Genomic DNA, 24,046 nt, shown 5'->3' with positions numbered 1-24,046 from the left:
GGCTTCGACAAGCTCAGCCCGAACGGTAGGGGGTGATATCAAGCCGATCCACGCCAACCAACTCCACGGCGCCGTCATGCAGCACACACCACTGACCGACAGCCTCGGCAACCCCGTCACCCTGCAGGACCCTGCCAGCCTGCGCGCGCTGAACGACTTCATCGAAGGCTTCATCGCCTGCGAGGCCCGTGCGGTGAACGTGCTGGACGCCGCCGCGGACGAAAGCCCCATCGTGCAGGCCAGCTGCGCGGCGCTGCACCTGTTTGCCGAATCGGCGGACGGCCCGCGCAATGCCCGCCCCTTCATCGACAGGGCCCTGGCCCGCTCCAGCCAGGCCACCGAGCGCGAACAACGCTTCGTGGCCGCCGTCGCCGCCTGGGTTCATGGTGACCTGCCGCGCGCCATTGCGCTGCACGAAGAGCAGGCGCGCCTGCACCCGCGCGACCTGGCGTCGCTCAAGCTCGGCCAGTACCACCTGTTCAACCGCGGCAACTCGCCCGGCATGCTGCGCATCGCCCTGCAGGCCGTGCCCGCCGCGGCCGACGTGCCCTACCTGCACGGCATGCTCGCCTTTGGCTGGGAGCAATGCCACCGCCTGCAAGAGGCCGAAGCCGCCGCCCGCCACGCCATCGCCCTGTGCCGCAAGGAACCCTGGGCCCACCACGCCCTGGCCCATGTGATGCTGACGCAAGGGCGCATCCTGGAAGGCACGGACTTCATGGCCAGCGTGAGCGACACCTGGACTGGCCTGAACTCCTTCATGGTCACGCACAACTGGTGGCACCAGGCGCTGTTCCTGCTCGAACGCGACCGCCACCAGGATGCGCTGGCCCTGTACGACCAGCAGGTCTGGGGCGTTGTCAAGGAGTACACGCAGGACCAGATCAGCGCCGTCTCGCTGCTCGCACGGCTGGAGCTGGCGGGCGTGGATGTGGGCCACCGCTGGGCCGACGTGGCCGGCTACCTGGAACGCCAGCGCCTGGCCGACCAGGTGCTGCCCTTCCTGGACCTGCAATACCTCTACGGCCTGGCCCGCGCCGGCCGCGCGGCGGCGGCCCGCACCCTGCTGCAAAACCTTTGCGAGCACGCCGCCACCCGCACCGAGGCCCACGAGCGCACGGTGTGGCAGCAGGTCTGCGTGCCCGCCGCGCACGGGCTGCTGGCGCACGCCGAAGGCGACTGGGCCGCTGCGGCGGCGCAGCTGGGCACGGCCCTGCCCCGGCTGGTGGAGATTGGCGGCAGCCACGCGCAGCGCGACCTGTTCCACCAGATCTGGCTGGATGCGCTGCAACACCATGGGCAGTGGGCCGCCGTGCAGAACCTGCTGCAGCCGCAGGCCAACGCGCAGCCGCAGTCGCTGCGGCTGGCGCGGCAGGCCGGCGCGGTCAACGCAGCCCTGGGCTTGCCCCACTGAGCGCCGCTGGCGCGGTGCGCCAGCGGGCACGCCGGGAAACCGTGCGGCCTTTCCAATTTTTGGCGTTCTTGGCCTCCAAGGCTTTCCGGGAAAGCGCTGGAAGCTATATTTTTGATAGCGCCATGCACCCCGCTGCGGCACGCCGGGCAAGGTGCCCACGGGCGGCCTGAAGCGCCCCCCTATCGCTCGCCTTCCAGCGGGCCTTCGTCGCCGCGCTCGTCGTCCTGGGGCACAAACACCTTCTGGGTGTGGGGGTTGCAGTCCATCAGCCCCGCGTAGCGGCCCCAGGCGATCATGGTCTGGAAGGTCTTCTCCGGGTTCTCGTACGGTAGCGCGCTGCCGATGTCCTTGATGACCCGGGCGGCATCCACCTCTTCGTATTCCTTGAGCAGCGCGATGATGATGTGGAAGATGCGCAGCTTGAACACCTGCTCGGCAAAGATCGCGCGGCGGCCCTGCCGGTCGGCGGCCACGAAGCGGCGGCCCAGCTCGGTGAAGCGCACCTCGTCCTTCGGGGTCTCGATCAGCTCCAGGATTTCCGCGGCCTTGACCAGGGCGATGGTCTCGCCGAACTCTTTGCCGATCTCGTCCGAGATGTCGTAGATGTTCGACAGTTCCGGCGTGTCGTGCAGGATGCTCAGCAGGCCCAGGATCTGCGCCACCGACACCAGCGGAATCGATTCCATGCGCCCGCGCGCCCGCGAGATGGGGTGGCCCGCCACCGGCACCTCGGCCGGCAGGTCGGGCAGCGTCATGGTGGTGATGGTTTCGTGGATCACCTTCACCAGACGCTGGAACTCCGGGTCGCGGCTGTCGCGCGGGTAGGGCAGCGGGTTGTCCAGCACCAGGCCCAGGCGGCCCGGGTGCGGAAACAGCACCACGATGCGCGTGGCCATCTCCACCGCCTCCTCGATGTTGTGGGTGACCATGAACACCGACTTCGGCCCCGTGCCGTGGCCGCGCCACAGGCTGATCAGCTCCTGGCGCAGGTTCTCGGCCGTCAGAACGTCCAGCGCGCTGAAGGCCTCGTCCAGGCACAAGAGCCGCGGCTGCGACACCAGCGCCCGCGCAATGCCCACGCGCTGGCGCATGCCGCCCGAAAGCTCGCGCGGGTAGGCCGCGTGGTAGTTGCCCAGGCCGATCAGCTCGATGGCGCGCTGCACGGCCGCGTCGCGCTCGGCCCGGCTCACCCGGTGCGCCATCAGCCCCACGGCCACGTTCTGCGCCACCGTGAGCCAGGGGTAGAGCGCAAAGGTCTGGAACACGACCGAGGCATCGGGGTTGACGCCGTGCAGCGGCTGCCCATCGGCCAGCACCCGCCCGGACGTGGGCTCGATCAGCCCGGTCAGGCAGCGCAGGATGGTGGACTTGCCCGAGCCCGACTGCCCCAGCAGCGCCAGCAGCTCGCCCTCGCGGATGTCCAGGTCGATGTTGTCCAGCACCTTCAGCTCGTGCCCGCCCGCCGTGGTGAAGGACTTGGTCACGGCGCACAGCTGCGCGATGGGCGCTGCCGCCGCGGCATCGCTGGCAGGAGCGGTGCCGGAAACAGCGGTGCCGGGAGTCGTCGTTGTCGTCATCGTCATGGCCTTCTTGTCAGTCCAGGCGGAAGCGGCGTTCCGCAAACCCGTACAGGCGCCGCCAGACCAGCTTGTTCATCACCAGCACGAACACCGACATCACCGCGATGCTGGTGATGATGAGCGGCGTGTTGCCCGACTGGGTGGCCTGCGCAATGAAGGCCCCCAGGCCGTCGGCCTGCAGGGTGGCGGTGCCCCAGGTGGCCAGCTCGGCCACGATGCTCGCGTTCCAGGCGCCGCCCGCGGCCGTGCAGGCCCCGGTCACCCAGAAGGGAAAGATGGCCGGCAGGATCAGCGTGCGCCACAGCGCCCAGCGGCGCAGGCCGTAGATGCGCGCGGCCTCCTTCAGGTCGTTGGGGATCGCCATGGCCCCCGCAATGACGTTGAACAGGATGTACCACTGCGTGCCCATGGCGATCAGCAGGATGCTGCCCCAGTTCATCGGGGTGTGCGTGGCCACGAAGAAGCCGACCACCACCGGGAACGTCATGTTCACCGGGAACGACGCACCGATCTGCGCCAGTGGCTGGGCCAGCCGCGCCACGCGCGGCTGCAGCCCGATCCAGACCCCGACGGGCGTCCACACCAGCGTGGCCAGCACCGTCATGGCCAGCACGCGCAGCAGCGTGAGCCCCCCCAGCCCCACGATGTGGGCCACCATGGCGGGCGTGACCGCCCCGTGCACCGCCGCGATGGCGGCGACCAGGCCGCGCAGCACCTCCAGCCCCAGCCACGCCGCGGCGGCCAGGCCCAGGATGCGCAGCGGCCAGCGGCTGGCCGGCCGTGCGGCCGCCCGCGTGGCGGGGCCCTGCGGGCGGCTGGGCCGCAGCGCCTGCAAGGCATCCGCCAGGGGCTGGCCCACGGCGCGGCCGAGCCACTGGAAGACATAGGCGCGGCGCAGCAGGTCGTACACCCACGAGGTCGCGGGCGCGGCGGATTCGGTCAGCTCGATCTTGAACTTGTCGGCCCAGGCCAGTAGCGGGCGCCACACCAGCTGGTCGCTGGCCAGGATGAGCGCCAGCATCGCCAGCACGGCCCACAGCGCGGCCGGCCGGTCGCCCAGCGCGATGGCCTGCGCCATGTACGAGCCCAGGCCGGGCAGCTGGATGTCGCGGTTCATCACGCTGATGGCCTCGCTCTGCGCCACGAAGAACCAGCCGCCGCCAAACGACATCATCGAGTTCCAGATCAGGCTGTGGGCCGACGCGGGCAGCTCCAGCGTGCGAAAGCGCTGCCACGGGCCGAGCCCGTAGGTGGACGCGGCCTCCTGCATGTCCGTCGGGATGGTGACCATGGAGTGGTAGAAGCCGAACGCCATGTTCCACACCTGCCCGGTGAAGATGGCGAAGATGGCCGCGCACTCCACGCCCAGCAGGCTGCCCGGGAACAGCGCCATGAAGCCCGCCACCGTGGCCGACAGGAAGCCCAGCACCGGCACGGACTGCAGCACGTCCAGCGCGGGCAGGATGACGGCCCGGGCCGCGCGGCTCTTGGCCGCCACGTAGCCCACGCCGATGGCAAAGCACAGCGAGAAGGCGAACGCGATCCACATGCGCAGCAGCGTGCGGCCTGCGTAGTAGGGAATCTGGCGGGGCGACACGTCCACCGCCGGTGCGCGGGCCGCGTCGAAATGCACGAGCATGCCCTTGCCAAAGTGCAAGGCGCTCCACAGAAGGCCCAGCAGCGCCAGCAGGACGAGCGCGTCCACCCAGCCGAAGCCGCGGGGCGCCTCGCTGGCGCCCAGCTGGGGCGCGGTGTGTTTCAGTGCGGGGGGCATGGCGGGCTCTTTGCGGCTTGCAGCATTGCGGCCGTGGGGCCCCGCACGAGGCGGCGCGCCCGGCACGGCGATGGGCCAGGAAGTAGGGATCGTGCGTGCGTGGCGCAGCCGGAGGTGTCCGGGCGCCTGGACAGCGCGTGCACCGCACGGGCGTCCTTCACACGGATGGACAACTGGGGCGTACCCCGTGCGGCTCCGAAGTGGTGACGGGGCGGATGGTGCACCGCACCATAACCGGCGTCAAGGCGGCGGCGCCAGTCTTGATGAAATCTTGACACGGCCGGGTGGAGTGGCAGCGGCTTTGGTTGCCACAGCAGGGGCCACCGGCCAAAACCTGCGCTCAGCGCACCAGCAGCTTGCTCTGGTTGTAGACGGGCTGCTCCGGCATGTCGGCCAGGTGGCGGGTGTCGGCCCATTGCAGAATCTCCACCGCGTCGCCGTCCAGGCGCACGCGGTTCAGGCCGGCGTTGGGGATGTCGCTCTGGCGGGGCCCGTCAAGGCCCGTTCCGCGCGCCGTGCGCCACACCATGTCGAGCACGCCGCCGTGGGTGACCACCATCACCGTGCGGCCGGCGTGCTGCTGGGCGATGCGGCGCAGGGCGTCCATCACGCGGGCGTGGAACTGGCGCGTGGTCTCGCCACCGGGCATGCCGTAGTCGGCCTCGAAGCGCAGCCAGCGCTCCCACGCATCGGCGTGGTCGGCCTTGATGTCGTCCACGCGCAGGCCGTCCACGATGCCAAAGCTTTGCTCGCGCAGCGCCGGGTCGGTGAGGGTGTCGATGGCCTGCTCTGGAAAGTACACCTGCAGGCTGGGCGTGGCGGTCTCGCGCGTGCGAATCAGGTCGCTGCAGACCAGGTGGTCCACCGCCAGCCGCTCGGCGGCCAGGCGTTCGGCCAGGCGGCGGGCCTGCTCGTGGCCGGTGGCGTTCAGGGGCACGTCCACGTGGCCCTGGAAGCGCAGTTCGCGGTTCCAGTCGGTCTCGCCGTGGCGGATCAGGATGAGTTCGGTCATGCGCGGGCGGGTCGGTGCGGTCGGTGCGGGTAAAAGGGGCTGGCCTGCATTATCGAATGCATGCACATTATTGCAAGCAAAACATGCCTCCAGCGCTTATGCAACAAGCGCTGTCAGCTACTATTTTTATAGCATCCAAGGCGCCAGCGGGGCTGTCTGCGCCCCACCCTACCGCAGGGGAATGACGAGCACCTTGCGGCGCGGCTGGCAGCCCGGGCCGTCGTAGGCGGCGCTGTCGCGCTCCCAGGCGGGGCCGGGCGAGGTCTGGGCGCACACGCGGGCACCGTCCAGCGTGCTGCGCCAGTAGTACCACGGCGCGGGGCCGGCCTGCGCGGCGGCCGCCACCAGGCACAGGGCGCCCGCGGCGGGCCAAAGGGAGCAGGAAGCGCTGCGCATTCCCTGCATGCTACGCAGCCGGTGGCGGCGCGATCCCCGGAAAAGCCGGGGCATCGGCCCCCACGATCCAGCCCTCCAGCGGGTCCATGGCGGCCGGCAGGCCGTACAGCGCATCGCCCTGGTCGCTGTGCCGCTGCTCGGCCCAGGCGGCCTGCAGCAGGCACAGCACGGCGTCCAGGCGGTCGCCGCTGGCGTCGTCCACCAGCGCGTCGCGCTGCGCGTGGCTGAGCTTCAGGCGCAGGGCCAGCCGCGTCTGGCCGGCCTCCAGCGCGGTGAGCAGGTCCTTGCGGGCGATGAGGCGGTCGGGCGTCTGCTTGGTGCGGTCGTCGCTCTTGTAGCTGCGCCGGCCCAGGATCTCCCGCGCGAGCAGGCCGGGGTAGGCCTCCAGCGCCACGCGGCCCAGGTCGCCGGTGTGCAGGCCGGGCAGGTGCACGCCCGCGTCCAGCAGCAGCGGCACGCCCGCGTGCAGCATGTAGGCCACGGGCGGGTTCACCCATTTCATCGAAGGGCTGGAGCCTGCGGGGCCGTCCGTGGCACGGTGCGCAAACTTGCCGCCCACGGGGCGCGCCGCGCAGAAGGCGGCAAAGGCTTCGCGGATCTGCGCGCGGGTGCGCTGGCGGTAGTGCTGCATGCAGCCCCGCCAGTCGGTGGGCCAGCCCAGGGCCTGCACCAGCTCGCGCGGCAGGCCAAAGGGCAGGTCGAACCCGCCCACCCAATCGCCCGGCTGGCCCAGCCACTGGCCGAAGGCGGCCAGTGAGTCAAAGGTCTGCAGCGCCGCGAGCTGCACGCGCGCGCCCTGGCGCTGGCCCAGCGCCAGCACGATGGGCTTGCGCCGCGTGGGGCTGCTGGAGAAGTCGCAGCCCAGCAGCATCCGGGGCGGGGCAGCGGCGGTCATCCGAGGGCCAGGGCCGTGACGCCCGCCGCAATGCACACCGCGCCCAAGATGCGCGCCGCCCGGTCGCCCTCGCCCAGCAGGTGCCCGCCAATGAGCGCTGCGAACAGCATGGACACCTCGCGCGCCGGGGCCACGTGCGACATGGGCGCCTGCTGCATGGCATAGAGCACCAGCACATAGGCCACGGGGCTGACCACCGCCACCAGCAGCGCAAAGCGCCACTGCGCCCGCCACAGCGTGCGGGCGGTGGGCAGGTCGCGCAGCACCACGGGCGCCAACAAGCCCACGCGCACGAAGTTGCCCATGTAGTCGATGAGGATGGGCGACATCAGCAGCACCTTGACCGCATAGCCGTCCACCACCGTGTAGCTGGCGATGAAGGCGCCGGTGAGCAGGCCGTACAGCAGCCCCGTGTGCACCCGGTCGCGCGCAGCCGGGTCGTGCGCCGCACGCAGCAGGCCCGGCCCGCCCGCGATGAGAAAGACGCCGCCCACCACGCCCGCAATGCCCAGCGCCCCCAGGGCCGAGATGCGCTCGCCCAGCAGCGTGACGGCCACCAGCGACGACAACAGCGGCCCCGAGCCCCGCGCCAGCGGATACACCACCGTGAGGTCCGCCACGCGGTAGCCGCGCAGCAGGATCACGTAGTACGCCACATGCAGCAGCCCGCTGGCCACCACAAAGCCCCACTCCACGGCGCCCCACAGCGGCACCGCATCCCGCCCCAGCCACCAGCCCAGCGGCGCCCAGAACAGCATCATGAGAAACGAGGTGAAGAACGCAAACCGCGCGTCGCCCCCGGCCTTCTTGGCCGCGATGTTCCAGCCCGCGTGGATGAGGCCGGCAAGGATGATGAGGGCGAAGGCGGTGAGGGTCACGGGCGGGAAAAAGAACGGCCTGAACAGAAAAGCCGCAGCGCCTTCTGGGCGGCTGCGGCTGCGATACGTGATTGCTGGCTACGAAGAAAAGTGGGGCGATTTGCGTAGCGAGCCAGCCTAGTCTGGGTCGATGCGCGCAGCCGTACTCTCGTACGGCGAGCACAGCAGGCCCGGAATCGGCTGGCGCAGTAGCAAAGCGCCCCGCTTTTCAGGCCCGGCCAATGATGGAGGCGGTCGCCATCAACTCTTCCAGCAGCGCAAACGACACCTTGCCCGACACCGTGTACGGGTCCAGCTCCGGCCGCTCGGAGTACTTGAGCACGATGGAATGGTTGAGCTTGCTGAGGTTGACCTGCCCCATGGACCAGCCGCCGAAGCGGCGCTCTTCGATCTCTTCGTAGTGCAGCAGCTCCACGTCCTTGTGGCGCTTGTCGCGCTGGATGGCGTTGTACAGCTGGCTGACGGCGGTGCGCCCGCCCTCGATGGCTTGCAAGAAGATGCCGCCGCCGTAGCACAGCACCCCGGTGATGCCGCAGGCCGGGTTGTGCTCGCGCCCTTCGGCGAGGATGGCTTCGATGGCCGACGGCGTGGTGTCCACGGCGCGGCTGACGTAGAGCAGGCGAACGAGCATGGGTCAGGCCTTTCGGGGAATGAGGGAGAGAAATTCGCGGCGCAGAGCCGAATCCTTGAGGAACACGCCGCGCATGACCGAGTTGATCATCTTGCTGTCCATCTCGCGCACGCCGCGCCACGACATGCAGAAGTGGCTGGCTTCCATCACCACCGCCAGGCCGTCGGGCTGGGTCTTTTCCATGATGAGGTCGGCCAGCTGCACCACGGCCTCTTCCTGGATCTGCGGGCGGCCCATCACCCAGTCCACCAGCCGCGCGTACTTGCTCAGGCCGATCACGTTGGTGTGCTCGTTGGGCATCACGCCGATCCAGATCTTGCCGATGACGGGGCAGAAGTGGTGGCTGCACGCGCTGCGCACGGTGATGGGGCCCACGATCATGAGCTCGTTGAGGTGCTCGGCGTTGGGAAACTCGGTGATGGCCGGCGGCGTCACGTAGCGGCCCTTGAACACCTCGTTCAGGTACATCTTGGCCACGCGGCGCGCGGTGTTGTGGGTGTTGTGGTCGCCCGCGGTGTCGATCACCAGGCTGTCGAGCACGCCCTGCATCTTGGTCTCGACCTCGTCCAGCAGCTTTTCCAGCTCGCCGGGCTCGATGAACTCGGCAATGTTGTCGTTGGCATGGAAGCGCTTGCGTGCGGCGGCAAGGCGCTCGCGGATCTTCACGGAGACGGGCGTGCCTTCATCTTCCGGCTGGGTACTGGTCATAGCGGCGGCTTTGGGGCTGGACATGGCAGGAATCGTAACAGCGAATGGCCCGCGGCCGGTTTCAAGGGTTTTTGGCCTGTGGCGCTTGCTGGACAAGCGCAGACAGCTACGATATTCATAGCAATACCCACCGAATGCACGAACCCGGCACTGCGCCCGCTACGCCCGCTGCCTCCACGACCGCGCGGCGCCAACGCCAGTGCCACCGTGGAACCGGCTTCGCCGGGCCACCGGTGGCGTCCCCCCTGAGGGGGGAAGCGGCGCAGCCGCTCAGGGGGGCTCAATAAGTCTTCCCGGTCACCCACAGCGCCAGCCGCATCAGGCCGTAGGCCACGCGGTCCAGCACGCGCTGGCGCAGCGGGCGGCCGGCGTAGCGGGCGGGGTCCATGCGGCGGCCGGCGTGCTGCATGGCGTGCACCAGGCGCTGGCGCAGGTCGGCGGCAAAGGCGGCGTCCTCCACCACCACGTTGGCCTCGCGCGCCAGCAGCAGGCTCAGCGGGTCCAGGTTGGACGAGCCCACGGTGGCCCAGGGGTGGTCGCCCCGCGCGTCGATCACCGCCACCTTGGCGTGCAGGAAGCTGGGCGCGTACTCGTAGATCTCCACGCCGGCCGCCAGCAGCGCGCCGTACACCGGGCGCGCCGCGTGGTACTGCATGAAGTACTCGTAGCGCCCCTGCAGCAGCAGCCGCACGCGCACGCCGCGGCGCGCGGCCATGACCAGCGCGCGGCGCAGCTTGCCGCCGGGCATGAAGTAGGCGTTGGCGATGATGACCTCGTGCCGCGCGGCGCCGATGGCACGGCGGTAGGCCTTTTCGATGCGGCTGCGGTGGCGCACGTTGTCGCGCAGCACCAGGGCGGCGCGCATGGAGGGCGGCGCGGCGTCTTCCGCCGCCCGGGCCGCGTGCTGGGCGGCACTGGCCGCCCGCAGCGCCTGCAGGGCCTCGGGCAGGCGGCGCTCGCGCACGCCCTGCACGGCCTGCATGCGCCACCACAGCTGGTCCATGGTCTCGCTGGCCATCGCCACCAGGCTGCCCGTGGCGCGCACGGCAAAGTCAAAGCGCGGTGCATCGAGCGTGCCACGGTTGGGGTCGTGGAAATCGTCCAGCACGTTGATGCCGCCGCAGAACAGCACGCACCCGTCCACCACGCACAGCTTGCGGTGCAGGCGGCGCCAGCGGTGCGGCAACAGCAGGCCCAGCGTGCCCAGCGGGGAATACACGCGGTACTGCACGCCCGCCGCGCGCAGCCGCTCGGCCCAGGCAGCCGGCAGCGCGCCCGTGCCCACGCCGTCCACCACCAGCTGCGTGCGCACCCCCCGCTGCGCCGCGCGCATCAACGCCACGGCCACGTCGGCGCCAGCGCCGGTGAAGTCAAAGATATAGGTCTCGAACTGGATGTCCGACAGCGCCGCGTCCATGGCCTCGATCAGGGCGGGAAACAGCTCCTGCGCGCCCTGCAGCAGGCGCACCTGGTGGTCGTCCGAAAACTCAGCCCCGTAGGCCCGGAGCAGCGACTTCTTGCTCATCCCGCCCGTCCACAGCGCAGCACATCGCCAGCGACTTTGGAGCCGGGCGCTCCCCACGCCACTGCCACCGTGGAACTGGCTTTGCCAGGCCACAGGTGGCGTCCCCCTGCGGGGCTGAGTGGCCGCGGCTCCAAGCCTGCCAATGCAGGCTTGGACGGCCTCGAAGAGTTGCCGACTCTGGCGGCAACACGGGGCGCGAAGCGACTCAGGGGGGCTTTCACAACCGAAACTCGGCAATCAGCGGCAGATGGTCCGACATGCGCCACCAGATGCGCCCACGCGGCACGTGCAGCGACATCGGCGTGAGGCCGCGCGCATACACGTGGTCCAGCTGCGCCAGCGGCAGCCGCGCGGGGTAGGTGAAGGCGCGCGGCGCATCGAACTCATGCATGCCGAAGCACGCCAGCATGCGCTTGACCTGCAGCCCCCAGTCGTTGAAGTCGCCCGCCACCACCACCGGGGCGCCGCCCGGCACCTCGCGCTCGATAAAGCGCTGCAGCCGCTCGATCTGGCGGATGCGGCTGCCGGGGATGAGCCCCAGGTGCACCACGATCACATGCACCCGGCGCCCCTGGATGTCCACCTCCACATGCAGCAGCCCGCGCTGCTCGAAGCGGTGGTCCGAGATGTCTTCGTGCTGGTGGCCCAGCACCGGCCAGCGCGACAGCAGCGCATTGCCGTGCTCGCCGTGCTTGGTGATGGCATTGGTGCGGTAGACCGCCTCGTAGCCCTCGGGCGCCAGAAAGTCGGCCTGCGGCAGCTCGGGCCAGCGCTGGAAGTACGCCTGCTCGCGCCGGTGCAGCTTGCGCACCTCCTGCAGGCACACCAGATCAGCGTCCAGCTGCTCCACGGCCAGCCCCAGGTTGTGGATCTCCAGCCGCCTCGCGGGGCCGATGCCCTGCACGCCCTTGTGGATGTTGTAGGTGGCCACCCGCAGTATGTCGTCGTGTTCCATGGTCCTAGAAACGGTAGTGGCGGCAAGGGATTCTCTGCACGAATCGTCGCGCCGCGTGCATCTGCGGCCTCGGGGGGTCTGCTGCGTTGCAACGCCTCGCAATAGCACCTGCTATTGCTACGTTTTGCGCCTTGCAGCCCCTCCCGATCCGCAGCGCACACTGTCCGCTCGATTCGTGCAGAGCATCCCAAGCGGCCGAATGCCGCATTCCGCAGCGGCCATTGTCTCGCATGCCGCGCCGGCCCAGGGTTTGCCCGGCCGCGGGGCGCGCGGCCCGGGTTTACACTCTGTTGCACCCACTTCCCGGCCGCCAGGCCGGCAGATCCTTGCATGGCTACCGAGAACGGTTCGTCCGCAGTTCCCGCGGTGCTGGCGCTGGTCGTTGACAGCAACGCCACTTCGCGCAGCATTCTCGTGGCCCAGTTGCGCGAATACGGCGTGACGCGCATCGTGCAGTGCAGCCGCGTGCAGGACGCGCGCAGCCGGCTGGAACACACCGTGTTCGACTACGTGCTGTGCGAGCAGTATTTCGGCGAAGGCGGCTATTCCGGCCAGACGCTGCTGGACGACTTGCGGCGCGCGCAGCTGCTGCCCTTCTCCACCGTGTTCTTCATGGTCACCGCCGAGGCCTCGTACGCCGCCGTGGCGGAAGCCGCGGAGTCGGCCCTGGACGGCTACCTGCTCAAGCCCTTCACCCCCAGTGCGCTGTTCGAACGGCTGAGCCTGGCGCGCCTGCGCAAGGTGCACCTGAAGCCCATCTTCGACGCCATCGAGGCCGAAGACTTCGAGAGCGCCGCCCGGCTGTGCGTGGAGCGCTTCGAGGCGCGCAAGCCCTACTGGCTGTACGCCGCGCGCATCGGCTCGGAGCTGCTGCTGCGCCTGGGCCGGCACGACGAGGCGCGCACCCTGTTCGAGGCCGTGATCGCCGCCCGCGCCCTGCCCTGGGCCAAGCTGGGCGTGGCGCGCGCGCAGATCGAGTCCGGCCAGGCGGCCCGCGCCATCACCACGCTGCAGGAGCTGATCGGCGAGGATGCTTCGTTCGCCGACGCCTACGACGTGCTGGGCCGCGCCCAGGTGGAGCTGGGCAATTTCTCGCAGGCCATCGAGACCTACCGCACCGCAAGCGGCCTCACGCCCGACTCGGTGGTGCGGCTGCAGAAGCTGGGAATGATGTCCTACTACATGGGCGACCGCGAGACCGCCACCAAGGTGCTGGCGCGCGCCGCCATCCTGGGCATCGACTCCAAGCTGTTCGACTTCCAGTCCCTGGTACTGCTCACGTTCTCGTACTTCGCGGACAACGACCGCAAGGGCATCGAACGCTGCATTGCCGATTTCGCGCGCATTCTGGAGCGCCACCACGGCAGCGAGCGCATCCTGCGCTTTGCCGAAGTGGCGCGGGCGCTGCAGCTGATCCAGCAGCGCCAGTTCTCGCAGGCGGTGGAGTCGGTGCGCCAGATGGCGCGCGAGATCAGTTCCGGGGGCTTTGACTTCGAGGCGGCGTGCAACCTGGGCAGCCTGCTGGCGGTGCTGGCGGTCACCTCCATCGACCTGCCCGAAAGCGAAGGCTGGGTGCGCATGCTGGGCCTGCGCTACGCAAACACCCGCGGCCTGACGGAGCTGCTGGCCAACGCCTGCAGCCTGCACCCGCCCTACGGCGACCTGGTGCGGGACTGCCTGCAGCAGATCAACAAGACCGCCGAGATCGCCATGGCCCGCAGCCTGGCCGGCGACCCGGCGGGCGCCGTGCAAAGCCTGCTGCAGCAGTCCGAGCAGACGCTCAACTCCAAGCTGCTCGACCTGTCCCAGCAGATCCTGCTGCGGCACGGCGCGCGCGTCGCCACGGCCGAGCCCTTGCAGCAAGCCGTGGACACGCTGCGCCACCGCGTCGGCAGCGCCCCCGCACGGGCCATCCTGGGGCAGGAGAGCGAACGCCGGCCCGGTGGCGTGGTGCTGCGGGTGCGCAAGGCCGCCGACGAGCCGCGGCGCCTGGACGAGGTTCCGCCGCCCGAAGCCCTGGAACCCGACCTGGCAGAGCCCCCCGACCCGGCCGCCGCCCTGCGCCTGCGGCCCGTGTGAACGCGGCCGCGGCCCGGCGGATCACGCCGGGGGCGCGGTAAAGCGGGGCAGCAGCAGGCAGGCCTCGGCGTTCGATGCAGAAAAGCAGGCATCCGCCGCGGCCCGCCACGGCAGCCACCGGAACGCATCGTGCTCCCGCGCGTGCAGCACCACGGGCGTGCCGGCCGGAACGCACAGCCCGAACACGCGCTCCCGGTTGCGCACGACGCCCGGCGCATAGCGGTGCAGCCACTGGGGCCAGATGTCGTACACGTTCTCCAGCGCCCAGTCGGTCAGCACGCACCCCGGGGCGCCGGTGTCGATGCCCGTTTCCTCGGCCACTTCACGGCGCGCCGTGGCCTCGAAGGATTCGTCCGGCGTGTCCTTGCTGCCGGTGACCGACTGCCAGTGCTCGCCGCCGCCCGTGCGGCGGATCAGCAGCACCTCCAGCGCCGGGGTGTGGATGACCACCAGCACCGACTCCGGCAGCTTGTAGCGCGGCTCCTGCGGCATGCCCGCCATGGCGTGGCCGCCCCGGTCAGCCCCCGCGCGCGCCGGGCGCACCCGGCGCGGTAGCGCCGGTGGAGCGGGAACCGCCGGCCGTGGGCACGGGGGGCGGCAGCTCCTTGGCCTGCAGGGCCCGCACCTGCACCACCAGCTGGTTGTGCGCGTCCAGGAAGGCGGCGGCGATCACCTTGCCTTCGTTGGTGTTGCTCCACCCGGCCCCTGCGCCTCCGCCCAGCTTGCCAAAGACCAGGCCGCCCACACCCAGGTCGGTGCTGCGGGCGGCGCCGGTGGCCGCGGCCACCTGCTCGGTGGTTTCGTTGTCGGACAACAGCAGCGCCGTTTGCGCCTCCTTGAACTTGACCTGCTCCACCAGCCCGGCCAGGCCGGCAATGTCGCGCAGCACCGGGATCATGGCGATCAGCCCCGCCAGGTTCCGCCCCGCGTCCTGCTCGCTGAACGTGAGGCTGGGCGTGAGGGTGTACTGCGCCTCGTAGCCCTTGCCCTTGGCCACGGTGGAGTTGTTCTTGCGCAGAACGCCCGCCTCCTTCAGCTCCTGCTCCTGCACCGTGCCCCGCAGCCCGGCCGCGCGGTCCACCACGCGAAAGCACCCGCTTTGCTGGGCCAGCAGCTTGACCAGCGGCACGGGTGACGAGGGCAGCTGGTAGGCCGAGCCCATCGTGTAGCCGTTCGGGTTCTCGGCCAGCGCGAGCGTGGCCACGGGCGCATCGCAGCGCACCAGTTCCTTGGCCGCGTTCTGCGCCCCTTGCGGGCCGGCGGAGCCGGTGACCACAGAGCCGCCCTGCCCCAGTTCGGTCTTCTTTTCGCCGCAGCCCGCCAGGGCCAGCAGCGCCACCGCGCCCACCAGGGCGTGCTTCGTCAAGGAGCGCATCGGGAGCATCCTTTCAACGCCGGCACCGGCCGGCCACCAAAAGAAAAAGCGGCGCGGGCCTGGGGCCCGTGCCGCTGGTCGTGCGATGCCGCGAAAGCGCAACGCATCTGCCATGGTCGAGAGAAAACCGGGATCAGGCCGTCTTCACGGCGTCCGGGTTGCGCAGGCGGATGTGCAGCTCGCGCAGCTGCTTTTCATCCACGGGGGACGGCGCTTGCGTCAGCAGGTCCTGCGCGCGCTGGGTCTTGGGGAAGGCGATCACGTCGCGGATCGACTCGGCGCCCGTCATCAGCGTGATGAGGCGGTCCAGGCCGAAGGCCAGGCCGCCGTGCGGGGGCGCGCCGTATTGCAGCGCATCCAGCAGGTAGCCGAACTTGGCCTGCGCATCCTCGGGCGTGATCTTGAGCGCGCTGAACACCTTGCTCTGCACGTCGGCGCGGTGGATACGCACCGAGCCACCGCCCAGCTCCCAGCCGTTGAGCACCATGTCGTAGGCCTTGGCCAGGCACTTGCCCGGGTCGGTGTCCATGAGGTCCTCGTGGCCGTCCTTGGGGCTGGTGAAGGGGTGGTGCACGGCCGTCCAGCGGTCTTCTTCCTCGTCGTGCTCGAACATCGGGAAGTCCACCACCCACAGGGGCGCCCAGCGGTTCTCGAACAGGCCGTTCTTCTTGCCGAATTCGCTGTGGCCGATCTTCAGGCGCAGCGCGCCGATGGCGTCGTTGACGATCTTTTCCTTGTCGGCGCCGAAGAAGATCAGGTCGCCGTTCTGCGCACCGGAGCGCTTGAGGACCTCGGCCAGCGCTGCGTCGTGGATGTTCTTGACAATGGGCGACTGCAGACCGTCACGGCCCTTGGACAGGTCGTTGACGCGGATGTACGCCAGGCCCTTGGCGCCGTAGATCTTCACGAACTCGGTGTAGGCGTCGATCTCGCCACGGCTGATGCCGCCGTTCTCGGCCGAGCCGCCGGGCACGCGCAGGGCCACCACGCGGCCGCCCTTCATGTTGGCAGCGCCGGAGAAGACCTTGAACTCGACATCCTTCATCACCTCGGTCAGCTCGGTGAATTCAAGCTTCACGCGCAGGTCGGGCTTGTCGGAGCCGAAGCGGTGGGCCGCTTCCTGGTAGGTCATGATGGGGAATTCGCCGAGCTCAACGCCCAGCTGCTGCTGGAACACCTCGGTGATCATGCGCTGGAAGATGGCGCGGATCTCTTCCTCGTTCAGGAACGAGGTTTCGCAGTCGATCTGCGTGAACTCGGGCTGGCGGTCGGCGCGCAGGTCTTCGTCGCGGAAGCACTTGGTGATCTGGTAGTACCGGTCGTAGCCGGCCACCATCAGCATCTGCTTGTACAGCTGGGGCGATTGCGGCAGCGCGAAGAACTGGCCGTCGTGCACGCGGCTCGGGACCAGGTAGTCGCGCGCGCCTTCGGGCGTGCTCTTGCCCAGCATGGGGGTCTCGATGTCGATGAAGCCTTCCTTGTCCAGGAAGTTGCGCACCTGGATGGCCGTCTTGTAGCGCAGCATCATGTTGCGCTGCATGTAAGGGCGGCGCAGGTCCATCACGCGGTGCGTGAGGCGGGTGGTTTCCGACAGGTTCTCGTCGTCCATCTGGAAGGGCGGCGTGACCGACGGGTTGAGCACGGTCAGCTCATGGCACAGCACCTCGATCTGGCCGCTCTTGAGCTTGTCGTTGGTGGTGCCGGCGGGGCGGGCGCGCACCACCCCCTTGACCTGCACACAGAACTCGTTGCGCACGTCTTCAGCGGTCTTGAACATCTCGGCGCGGTCGGGGTCGCACACCACCTGCACATAGCCTTCGCGGTCGCGCAGGTCGATGAAGATCACGCCGCCATGGTCGCGGCGGCGGTTCACCCAGCCGCACAGGGTAACGGTTTGGCCCATCAGGGCTTCGGTCACGAGACCGCAATAGTGGGAGCGCATGGCCATGGCAGAACTTTCACGCCGCGTGGGCGCATCGATAAAAGACAAACAACGGTTACTGGACGGTGGAGGAAGGCGCGCCGACGGCGGTCAGGTCCGGTGGAGCCACCACCCCCATCGACACGATGTACTTGAGGGCCGCGTCGACGCTCATGTCGAGTTCGACACAGTCGCTCTTGCGCACCATGACGAAATAGCCGCCCGTCGGGTTGGGCGTGGTGGGCACATACACGCTCACGAACTCGTCGCGCAGGTAGGCCGCCACCTCGCCACTGGGCGCGCCCGTCACAAAGGCCACGGTCCAGACGCCCTCGCGGGGCCACTGCACCAGCACCGCCGTGCGGAACGCGTTGCCACTTTCTGAAAACAGCGTGTCCGACACCTGCTTGACGCTGGAATAGATGGAGCGGACCACCGGAATCCGGTGCACCAGCGCGTCACCCCACTGCACCAGCTTGCGCCCGGCGAAATTGCTGGCAATCGCGCCAACGCACAACAGGATCAGCAGCGTGAGCACCACCCCGAAGCCCGGCACGTGAAAACCCAGCAGCTTGTCCGGGTGCCACGCGCCCGGCAGGATCTGCAGGGTCTGGTCGAGGGTGCTCACGATCCAGTGGAGCACCCACGCCGTAATGACCCCCGGCACGATCACCAGGAGGCCCGTCAGCAGCCACTTGCGCAACGCAACCATGAAATACGGCTCAGCTCGCAGACGGGGTTGATGCCGGGGCGGCTGCCGCCCCCGCGCTGCCGGAAGCTTCCTTCTTGGGCGCGTCGCCAGAGCTAGCCGCCTCGGGCTGCGAACCGGTCTTGGCTTCGGTGGCGGGAGCGGAACTGCCGCCGCTGCCGCCCCGGAAGTCGGTCACGTACCAGCCGGAACCCTTGAGCTGGAATCCCGCAGCAGTCACCTGCTTGGAGAAGGCTTCGGCGCCGCAGGCGGGGCAGACGGTCAGGGGTGCGTCGGAGATTTTTTGCAGCACATCCTTGGCATGGCCGCAGGAGCCGCATTTGTAGGCGTAAATAGGCATGTCAGCGTGGGAAGGGAAAGTGCAAAACCCTCAATTATAGGCGGCGCACCCTCCCACCAGCCTCCCACGCCGGCCAAGGTCACCCCGCGCTGCCTTCGTAGTGCGTGACATGGCCCTTGTGGTCCGGCACCCATTGCGGGGCCAGCGAGCCGCCGAGCATGCCCAGCAACGCGGCCAGCACGCCCGCCAGCTGCTGCGGGAACGCTTCCGACAGCATCGGGCTGGCAACAAACAGCAGCCACACGCCCAGGCCCATGGCCACCGAAAGGAGCGCCCCCTGGGTGGTGGCGCGCTTCCAGTACAGGCCGAACACCAGGGGCACGAAAGCGCCCACCAGGGGCACCTGGTAGGCGCCGGAGACCAGTTCATAGATGGAGGTGCCCTGCATGGTGATCGCGTAGGTCAGCACGCAGCCCGTGAATACCAGCACCGAGATGCGCATGGCCTTGAGGGTCTGCTGGTCGGTCATGCCCGGGCGCAGGTTGTGCAGGATGTTCTCCACAAAGGTCGTGGACGGCGCCAGGAGCGTGGCGGATGCGGTGGACATGATGGCCGACAGCAGCGCGCCAAAGAACGCCACCTGCAGGATCAGCGGCATGCGCTCCATGACCAGGGTGGGCAGCACTTTCTGCGGGTCGTCCTTGAGCAGCGCCTGTGCCGTTTCCGGCATGACGAGCACCGCGGCCGTCACGACAAACATGGGGATGAAGGCGAACAGCAGGTACAGCGTGCCGCCGATGACCGGCCCCGTCCGGGCGGTCTCGGGACTGTTGGACGACATGACGCGCTGGAACACGTCCTGCTGCGGGATGGAGCCCAGCATCATGGTGATGGCGGAAGCGGCAAAGAAGGTCCACTCCTTGGCGCCGCCCGTGGGGAAGAACTGGAACTTGCCTTCGCGGGCGGCAAACGCGATCACCTTGTCGGCCCCGCCAGCCAGGCCGGCCGCGAACCAGGCAATGGCCACCAGCCCCACGGCGATGACGATCATCTGCACGAAATCCGTCATCGCCACGGACCACATCCCGCCGTACAGGGTATAGATCAGCACCACGGCCGTGCCGATGACCATGCCCAGCGTGAGCGGCACGGCCCCCTGCGTGAGCAGATTGAACACCAGGCCCAGCGCCGTGATCTGCGCGGCCACCCAGCCCAGGTAGCTGAAGATGATGATCCCGGAGCAGACCACTTCGATGACCCGGCCGTAACGCTGGCGGTAGTAGTCACCCAGGGTGATCAGGTTCTTCTGGTACAGCTTGTAGGCGAAGAACAGCCCCACCAGCACCAGGCACATCGAAGCGCCAAAGGGGTCCTCCACCACGGAGCCCAGGCCGCCGTCGACGAAGCGCGCGGACACGCCCAGCACGGTTTCGGACCCGAACCAGGTGGCAAACGTGGTGGCAATCACCACGGCCAGCGGCAGGCTGCGCCCTGCCACCGCATAGTCGGCCGTGTTGTGCACGCGCTTCGCGGCGTACAGGCCCACCCCAATGGAAACCAGCAGGTACAGAACAATGAATGACAACAGCATGGCGCCGCTCCGAAGCTCCGAGGATGGTTGCGGAAATACACCGCGCAAGCCCCGGTCATGCCGGGCCTGCGCGGTCCCTGGGGCAGTAAACCCCGCGTTTCAGAAAACTCGTAACAAAATTCGCAGCGGATTATGAAGGCAACTTCCATGCCTTCCACACCGGGCAGGCGCCCGGGAGGGCCAAGCGCTAGAAAACCCTGATGCGCAGGAACAACTGCATGGCCAGCAGGCCGAGCACGAAACCCGCGCCGCCGTAGATCAGCGACTGCAGCAGCCGGTTGGTGCGCTTCTGGGCCTCCAGCAGTTCGCGCAGCGCGGCCTGCGACTCGGTGTTGGGCCGCTGCTGCAGGTACCCGTACAGCAGCCGTGGCAGCTCCGGCACCAGCTTGGCGTAGTGCGGCGCCTCGGCCCGCAGTTCGCGCCACAGGCGCTGCGGCCCCATCTGCTCGAGCATCCACTTCTCAAGGAACGGCTTGGCGGTGCTCCACAGGTCCAGCTCCGGGTCCAGTTCGCGGCCGAGGCCTTCGATGTTGAGCAGGGTCTTTTGCAGCAGCACCAGCTGGGGCTGGATCTCCACATGGAAGCGCCGCGAGGTCTGGAACAGGCGCATGAGCACCATGCCCAGCGAGATCTCCTTGAGCGGGCGGTCGAAATACGGCTCGCACACCGCGCGGATGGCCGACTCCAGGTCGTTCACGCGCGTGCCGGGCGGCACCCAGCCGCTTTCGATGTGCAACTCGGCCACGCGCTTGTAGTCGCGCCGGAAGAAGGCCACGAAGTTCTGCGCCAGGTATTCCTTGTCGACCTCCGTGAGCGTGCCCACGATGCCGAAGTCCAGCGAGATATAGCGGCCGAACGTCGCGGGGTCCAGGCTCACCTGGATGTTGCCCGGGTGCATGTCGGCATGGAAGAAACCGTCGCGGAACACCTGGGTGAAGAAGATCGTCACGCCATCGCGGGCAAGCTGAGGGATGTCCACCCCCGCCTCGCGCAGGCGCTCGACCTGGCTGATGGGCACGCCGGTCATGCGCTGCATCACCATGACTTCGGGGTGGCAGAAGTCCCAGAAGATCTCGGGGATCAGCACCAGGTCCAGCCCCTGCATGTTGCGGCGCAGCTGCGCGGCGTTGGCGGCCTCGCGCACCAGGTCCAGCTCGTCGTGCAGGTAGTTGTCGAACTCGGCCACCACCTCGCGCGGCTTGAGGCGCTTGCCGTCGGCCGACAGGCTTTCCACCCAGCCAGCCATCATGCGCATGAGGCTCAGGTCCTTCTCGATCACCGGCAGCATGCCGGGCCGCAGGACCTTGACGGCGACTTCGCGCTCCTGCCCGTTGCGGTCGCGCAGCGTGGCGAAGTGCACCTGCGCAATCGATGCGCTGGCCACGGGCACGCGGTCAAAGGATGTGAAGACTTCCTCCACCGGCCTGCGGAACGCCCGCTCGATGGTGGCTATGGCGACGTCGGGATCGAAGGGAGGCACGCGGTCTTGCAGCCGGGCCAGCTCGTCGGCCATGTCGGGCGGCAGCAGGTCGCGCCGGGTGGACAGCACCTGGCCGAACTTCACGAAGATGGGGCCCAGCTGCTCCAGGGCCTCGCGCAGGCGCTGGCCGCGCGGCGCGTCGAGCTTGCGCCCCACCGACAGCACGCGGGACAGGGCCCGCAGCCAGGGCTTCTGGAAGCTGTCGAGCAGCAGGCTGTCGAGCCCGTACCGGAACACCACCCACAAGATGGTGCCGCCCCGCAGGAACTGCTTCATGCGCCGGGCCGGTCAGCAGGATTCGGGGGGGCGCCTGCAGCAGCGGGCGCGGGAACGACGGCCGCTGCGGGCTGCGCCGCCGGGGCGCGGGAGCCGACGAACTGGCGCAACGCCTGGGCCGCGCGGCGCGCCACCTGCGCCACGGTGTGGGCGGCAGCGTCGCCGATGAGGCGCGCCAGGTCCTCCTCCACATCCCAGCGCACATGGTCGACCAGCCAGTTGATCTCGGCCGCCAGCTGCACATCGCCCTCGATGCGGATGGCCGGCTTGTCGCCGCGTAGGGCGGTCTGCGCCAGCGCGACGGGCGACGCCTCGGTCACTTCCAGCCGCAGGTCGGGCACGGCGGATTCCGGGGCCAGGTTGAACAGCCCTGCGGGCGTGACCACCAGCGCCATCGAATAGGCCCGCCACTGCACGCGGGCCACGCGGCCCTTCTGGCGCACCAGGCGGTCCATGGCTTCGCGCTCCTGCATCAGCACGTGGTTCAGGAACAGCACGGTGCGCTGCTGAACCTCGTGCACCAGCCATTGCGGGGGTTGCGGGCCAGCGGCGACCCGCTCGAAAAGGCCGTCCAGAAACGAAAAAGGGGACTGTGGTGTTGCCATAGTCCCCGATTATCGGGCATCCCCTCGTGGGGAGAGCCTTGTCCCTTCGGCCCCGTGGCACATGCCCGGGGCGCTAGCAGGCCCAGGTCATTGCAGCGCCTGGACCCCCGCGACCAGCCATCCGCTGCCGCCGTCCTTGGGCTTGGTCATGTTCCAGACCTCGCGGAAGGGGCTGGGGCCCGCCGAGGGTTCCTCGCGAATCATGCCGGAGAACTCGACGCTGGCCATGTAGCCGTCGCCCAGGTCCTCGATACCCAGCAGCTGGGCCTCGATCATGACCACGTCCGTGAGGTTGGGCTGCGCGCCGCGGTGCGCCTCGCGCTCAGCCAGCTGGGCGCGGATTTCATCGAGCATGCCGTCCGTCATCATCGAACGCAGCGTGGCCATGTCGGAGCGGTCCCAGGCCGCCTGCAGGGTGACGAAATTCCGCTTGGCGGCTGCCAGGAAGCCTTCCGTGTCGAAGCCTGCGGGAATGCCCCAGTTCTGCGAACCGGAAAGGGCCGAGCCGATCACGACACCGCTGCCGCCGGGCGCAGGGCGCGGCGCTTCAAACGCCATGCTGCTGCGCTCCCACGGGCGGGCAGACGCGTCGTTGCCCACATTGTTGGGGCTGTACTGGGGCGGCACCTGCGCCGCGGCGGGCGACGAGGCACCCGCGCCCTGCAGTGCGAAGGGCGCACCGCCGGCCACCGGATTGCCGCCACCGCTGCGCGAGCGCATCACCATACGGATGATGACGACGGCCGCCAGGGCCAGCAGCGCCACCATGAGGAAGTTGGCAAAGCCCGCGCCCAGGCCCAGCGAATGCGCAAGCCACGCCAGGCCCAGGCCGGCGGCCAGGCCGCCGAGCATGGCGCCCCAGGGCTTCTTGGCAGGCGCAGCGGCAGCGGGGGCCGCTGCCGGTGCGGCCGGCTTGGCCGCCGACGTGGCCGCGGCGTTCTGCGCGGGCGCGCCCGGCGTTGCGGGGGGCGGCGTGGCCGACTCCCGCTGCGTCACATTGCTCGACTGCTTGCCCAGGGATTTGCCGCCGCCCAGTCGCCGGGCGTCGGCATCCGCGTGGGCGAACGCCAGCATCGCCACCAACACCACAGACCATAGTTTCATCATGAATTCTCCGTCTCCGTCATCGTCCGAGCTCGCTGCTCAGCACTTGATTCCAACATGCAAGGCCACGATTCCGCCAGTCATGTTGTGATAGTCCACATGCCCAAAGCCACTTTGCTGCATGAGGCCTTTGAGCTCTTCCTGCCCCGGATGCATGCGGATGGACTCGGCCAAATAGCGGTAGCTGGCGTCGTCGCCCGCCACCAGCCTGCCCAGGCGCGGGAGCACCTTGAACGAATACCAGTCGTAGGCTTTTTCCAGCGGCTTGGCCACCTTGGAAAACTCCAGCACCAGCAGCCGGCCGCCGGGCTTGAGCACACGGCACATCTCGGCGAGCGCGCGGTCCTTGTGCGTCATGTTGCGCAGGCCGAAGGCCACGCTCACCACGTCGAAATGCGCGTCCGGAAACGGCAGCTTCTCGGCATCGCAGACCAGGGTGGGCAGCACCACGCCGGCGTTGATGAGCCGGTCGCGGCCCACGCGCAGCATGGCCTCGTTGATGTCGGTGTGGACCACGCGGCCGGAGGTGCCCACCTTCTTGGCAAAGGCCAGCGCCAGGTCGCCCGTGCCGCCGGCGATGTCCAGCACCTGGCTGCCTTCGCGCAGGTTGGCCACCATCACGGTGTAGGCCTTCCACGCGCGGTGCAGGCCGCCGGACATGAGGTCGTTCATCACGTCGTACTTGTTGGCGACCGAGTCGAAGACGCCGCGCACCTTCTGCGCTTTTTCCTGCTCATCGACCGACTGGAATCCGAAATGGGTGGTGCTCATACAAATCATGCTAGGCGCGCAAGCGCCCAAGGTACAGCGACAACCCCGCACGGGCCTGGGGCATGCATCGCCAGTGGAACAAGGAAT

At 68.9% G+C, this 24,046-nt stretch carries 22 protein-coding genes; 2 read left to right on the top strand and 20 right to left on the bottom strand.

Annotation, left to right across the window (positions count from 1 at the left end; genetic code table 11):
- Positions 1-76: 76 nt before the first annotated feature.
- Positions 77-1,414, top strand: a complete 1,338-nt coding sequence (locus ACOYR3_RS06270; RefSeq protein ID WP_422845610.1) for a tetratricopeptide repeat protein — start codon at positions 77-79, stop codon at positions 1,412-1,414.
- 179 nt (positions 1,415-1,593) lie between these two features.
- Here ACOYR3_RS06270 and ACOYR3_RS06265 read toward each other — a convergent pair whose 3' ends face one another.
- The 10 genes from ACOYR3_RS06265 to ACOYR3_RS06220 form a co-directional block, all read right to left on the bottom strand.
- Positions 1,594-2,991 (bottom strand): nitrate/sulfonate/bicarbonate ABC transporter ATP-binding protein, encoded by a 1,398-nt coding sequence (locus ACOYR3_RS06265; protein WP_422845609.1) that lies wholly within the window; start codon positions 2,989-2,991, stop codon positions 1,594-1,596.
- 16 nt (positions 2,992-3,007) lie between these two features.
- A complete protein-coding gene (locus ACOYR3_RS06260) occupies positions 3,008-4,756 on the bottom strand; it encodes an ABC transporter permease (protein WP_422846533.1) in 1,749 nt (582 codons plus the stop codon).
- A gap of 352 nt (positions 4,757-5,108) precedes the next feature.
- Entirely contained in the window at positions 5,109-5,780 is a 672-nt protein-coding gene (locus ACOYR3_RS06255) for a histidine phosphatase family protein (RefSeq protein WP_422845608.1), read from the bottom strand.
- A 168-nt stretch (positions 5,781-5,948) separates the two neighbouring features.
- Positions 5,949-6,176 (bottom strand): hypothetical protein, encoded by a 228-nt coding sequence (locus tag ACOYR3_RS06250; protein ID WP_422845607.1) that lies wholly within the window; start codon positions 6,174-6,176, stop codon positions 5,949-5,951.
- Between the two features lie 10 nt (positions 6,177-6,186).
- Positions 6,187-7,071, bottom strand: a complete 885-nt coding sequence (locus ACOYR3_RS06245; protein ID WP_422845606.1) for a DUF429 domain-containing protein — start codon at positions 7,069-7,071, stop codon at positions 6,187-6,189.
- On the bottom strand, positions 7,068-7,949 hold the full coding sequence (locus ACOYR3_RS06240; protein WP_422845605.1) for an EamA family transporter: 882 nt from the start codon (positions 7,947-7,949) through the stop codon (positions 7,068-7,070). The genes ACOYR3_RS06245 and ACOYR3_RS06240 overlap by 4 nt, the downstream gene beginning before the upstream one ends.
- A 208-nt stretch (positions 7,950-8,157) precedes the next feature.
- Positions 8,158-8,580 (bottom strand): BLUF domain-containing protein, encoded by a 423-nt coding sequence (locus ACOYR3_RS06235; RefSeq protein WP_422845604.1) that lies wholly within the window; start codon positions 8,578-8,580, stop codon positions 8,158-8,160.
- Positions 8,581-8,583: 3 nt separating this feature from the next.
- Positions 8,584-9,312, bottom strand: a complete 729-nt coding sequence (folE, locus tag ACOYR3_RS06230) for a GTP cyclohydrolase I (protein WP_422845603.1) — start codon at positions 9,310-9,312, stop codon at positions 8,584-8,586.
- 256 nt (positions 9,313-9,568) lie between these two features.
- Positions 9,569-10,813 (bottom strand): cardiolipin synthase ClsB, encoded by a 1,245-nt coding sequence (clsB, locus tag ACOYR3_RS06225; protein WP_422845602.1) that lies wholly within the window; start codon positions 10,811-10,813, stop codon positions 9,569-9,571.
- A gap of 217 nt (positions 10,814-11,030) precedes the next feature.
- Positions 11,031-11,768, bottom strand: a complete 738-nt coding sequence (locus ACOYR3_RS06220) for an endonuclease/exonuclease/phosphatase family protein (protein WP_422845601.1) — start codon at positions 11,766-11,768, stop codon at positions 11,031-11,033.
- A 330-nt stretch (positions 11,769-12,098) separates the two neighbouring features.
- Between ACOYR3_RS06220 and ACOYR3_RS06215 the strand changes: the two genes are divergently transcribed.
- The gene (locus tag ACOYR3_RS06215) at positions 12,099-13,847 is read left to right on the top strand and encodes a response regulator (protein ID WP_422845600.1); all 1,749 of its coding nucleotides are present in this window, start codon (positions 12,099-12,101) and stop codon (positions 13,845-13,847) included.
- 21 nt (positions 13,848-13,868) lie between these two features.
- Here ACOYR3_RS06215 and nudB read toward each other — a convergent pair whose 3' ends face one another.
- The 10 genes from nudB to ubiE all read right to left on the bottom strand — a co-directional run bounded on the left by nudB (position 13,869) and on the right by ubiE (position 23,959).
- Positions 13,869-14,348, bottom strand: a complete 480-nt coding sequence (gene nudB / locus ACOYR3_RS06210) for a dihydroneopterin triphosphate diphosphatase (protein ID WP_422845599.1) — start codon at positions 14,346-14,348, stop codon at positions 13,869-13,871.
- Positions 14,349-14,364: 16 nt separating this feature from the next.
- Complete coding sequence (locus ACOYR3_RS06205; protein WP_422845598.1) at positions 14,365-15,222, bottom strand: CsgG/HfaB family protein; 858 nt, start codon at positions 15,220-15,222, stop codon at positions 14,365-14,367.
- A 133-nt stretch (positions 15,223-15,355) separates the two neighbouring features.
- A complete protein-coding gene (gene aspS, locus ACOYR3_RS06200) occupies positions 15,356-17,170 on the bottom strand; it encodes an aspartate--tRNA ligase (protein WP_422845597.1) in 1,815 nt (604 codons plus the stop codon).
- A 49-nt stretch (positions 17,171-17,219) separates the two neighbouring features.
- Positions 17,220-17,855 carry a DUF502 domain-containing protein gene (locus ACOYR3_RS06195; protein WP_422845596.1) on the bottom strand — a complete coding sequence of 212 codons (636 nt, stop codon included), beginning with the start codon at positions 17,853-17,855 and terminating at the stop codon, positions 17,220-17,222.
- 10 nt (positions 17,856-17,865) lie between these two features.
- Positions 17,866-18,192 (bottom strand): FmdB family zinc ribbon protein, encoded by a 327-nt coding sequence (locus tag ACOYR3_RS06190; RefSeq protein WP_422845595.1) that lies wholly within the window; start codon positions 18,190-18,192, stop codon positions 17,866-17,868.
- A gap of 79 nt (positions 18,193-18,271) precedes the next feature.
- The gene (locus tag ACOYR3_RS06185) at positions 18,272-19,723 is read right to left on the bottom strand and encodes a sodium:solute symporter family protein (protein ID WP_422845594.1); all 1,452 of its coding nucleotides are present in this window, start codon (positions 19,721-19,723) and stop codon (positions 18,272-18,274) included.
- Positions 19,724-19,910: 187 nt separating this feature from the next.
- Positions 19,911-21,479 carry a ubiquinone biosynthesis regulatory protein kinase UbiB gene (ubiB, locus tag ACOYR3_RS06180; protein WP_422845593.1) on the bottom strand — a complete coding sequence of 523 codons (1,569 nt, stop codon included), beginning with the start codon at positions 21,477-21,479 and terminating at the stop codon, positions 19,911-19,913.
- Positions 21,476-22,084, bottom strand: coding sequence for a hypothetical protein (locus ACOYR3_RS06175; protein ID WP_422845592.1), 609 nt, complete (start codon positions 22,082-22,084; stop codon positions 21,476-21,478). The genes ubiB and ACOYR3_RS06175 overlap by 4 nt, the downstream gene beginning before the upstream one ends.
- Before the next feature lie 87 nt (positions 22,085-22,171).
- A complete protein-coding gene (locus ACOYR3_RS06170; protein ID WP_422845591.1) occupies positions 22,172-23,191 on the bottom strand; it encodes a Tim44 domain-containing protein in 1,020 nt (339 codons plus the stop codon).
- Between the two features lie 36 nt (positions 23,192-23,227).
- Positions 23,228-23,959, bottom strand: coding sequence for a bifunctional demethylmenaquinone methyltransferase/2-methoxy-6-polyprenyl-1,4-benzoquinol methylase UbiE (gene ubiE, locus ACOYR3_RS06165; protein ID WP_422845590.1), 732 nt, complete (start codon positions 23,957-23,959; stop codon positions 23,228-23,230).
- Between the last annotated feature and the right edge of the window lie 87 nt (positions 23,960-24,046).

Origin of the sequence: Acidovorax sp. M2(2025), assembly GCF_049330835.1 — a bacterium.
Taxonomy (GTDB): Bacteria; Pseudomonadota; Gammaproteobacteria; order Burkholderiales; family Burkholderiaceae_C; genus Acidovorax.
The sequence above is the reverse complement of the archived record's forward strand: the minus strand, read 5'-3'. Positions and strand labels throughout refer to the sequence as shown.

Bases quoted from the DNA above. Each gene is read 5' to 3' on its own strand.
- ACOYR3_RS06215 (WP_422845600.1), top strand. From the start codon at position 12,099: ATGGCTACCGAGAACGGTTCGTCCGCAGTTCCCGCGGTGCTGGCGCTG.
- aspS (WP_422845597.1), bottom strand. From the start codon at position 17,170: ATGGCCATGCGCTCCCACTATTGCGGTCTCGTGACCGAAGCCCTGATG.
- ACOYR3_RS06185 (WP_422845594.1), bottom strand. From the start codon at position 19,723: ATGCTGTTGTCATTCATTGTTCTGTACCTGCTGGTTTCCATTGGGGTG.
- ACOYR3_RS06175 (WP_422845592.1), bottom strand. From the start codon at position 22,084: ATGGCAACACCACAGTCCCCTTTTTCGTTTCTGGACGGCCTTTTCGAG.
- ACOYR3_RS06220 (WP_422845601.1), bottom strand. From the start codon at position 11,768: ATGGAACACGACGACATACTGCGGGTGGCCACCTACAACATCCACAAG.
- ACOYR3_RS06190 (WP_422845595.1), bottom strand. From the start codon at position 18,192: ATGCCTATTTACGCCTACAAATGCGGCTCCTGCGGCCATGCCAAGGAT.
- folE (WP_422845603.1), bottom strand. From the start codon at position 9,312: ATGTCCAGCCCCAAAGCCGCCGCTATGACCAGTACCCAGCCGGAAGAT.
- ACOYR3_RS06235 (WP_422845604.1), bottom strand. From the start codon at position 8,580: ATGCTCGTTCGCCTGCTCTACGTCAGCCGCGCCGTGGACACCACGCCG.
- ACOYR3_RS06255 (WP_422845608.1), bottom strand. From the start codon at position 5,780: ATGACCGAACTCATCCTGATCCGCCACGGCGAGACCGACTGGAACCGC.
- ubiB (WP_422845593.1), bottom strand. From the start codon at position 21,479: ATGAAGCAGTTCCTGCGGGGCGGCACCATCTTGTGGGTGGTGTTCCGG.
- ACOYR3_RS06195 (WP_422845596.1), bottom strand. From the start codon at position 17,855: ATGGTTGCGTTGCGCAAGTGGCTGCTGACGGGCCTCCTGGTGATCGTG.
- clsB (WP_422845602.1), bottom strand. From the start codon at position 10,813: ATGAGCAAGAAGTCGCTGCTCCGGGCCTACGGGGCTGAGTTTTCGGAC.
- nudB (WP_422845599.1), bottom strand. From the start codon at position 14,348: ATGGCGGGCATGCCGCAGGAGCCGCGCTACAAGCTGCCGGAGTCGGTG.
- ACOYR3_RS06170 (WP_422845591.1), bottom strand. From the start codon at position 23,191: ATGATGAAACTATGGTCTGTGGTGTTGGTGGCGATGCTGGCGTTCGCC.
- ACOYR3_RS06205 (WP_422845598.1), bottom strand. From the start codon at position 15,222: ATGCGCTCCTTGACGAAGCACGCCCTGGTGGGCGCGGTGGCGCTGCTG.
- ACOYR3_RS06245 (WP_422845606.1), bottom strand. From the start codon at position 7,071: ATGACCGCCGCTGCCCCGCCCCGGATGCTGCTGGGCTGCGACTTCTCC.
- ACOYR3_RS06265 (WP_422845609.1), bottom strand. From the start codon at position 2,991: ATGACGACAACGACGACTCCCGGCACCGCTGTTTCCGGCACCGCTCCT.
- ubiE (WP_422845590.1), bottom strand. From the start codon at position 23,959: ATGAGCACCACCCATTTCGGATTCCAGTCGGTCGATGAGCAGGAAAAA.
- ACOYR3_RS06270 (WP_422845610.1), top strand. From the start codon at position 77: ATGCAGCACACACCACTGACCGACAGCCTCGGCAACCCCGTCACCCTG.
- ACOYR3_RS06250 (WP_422845607.1), bottom strand. From the start codon at position 6,176: ATGCGCAGCGCTTCCTGCTCCCTTTGGCCCGCCGCGGGCGCCCTGTGC.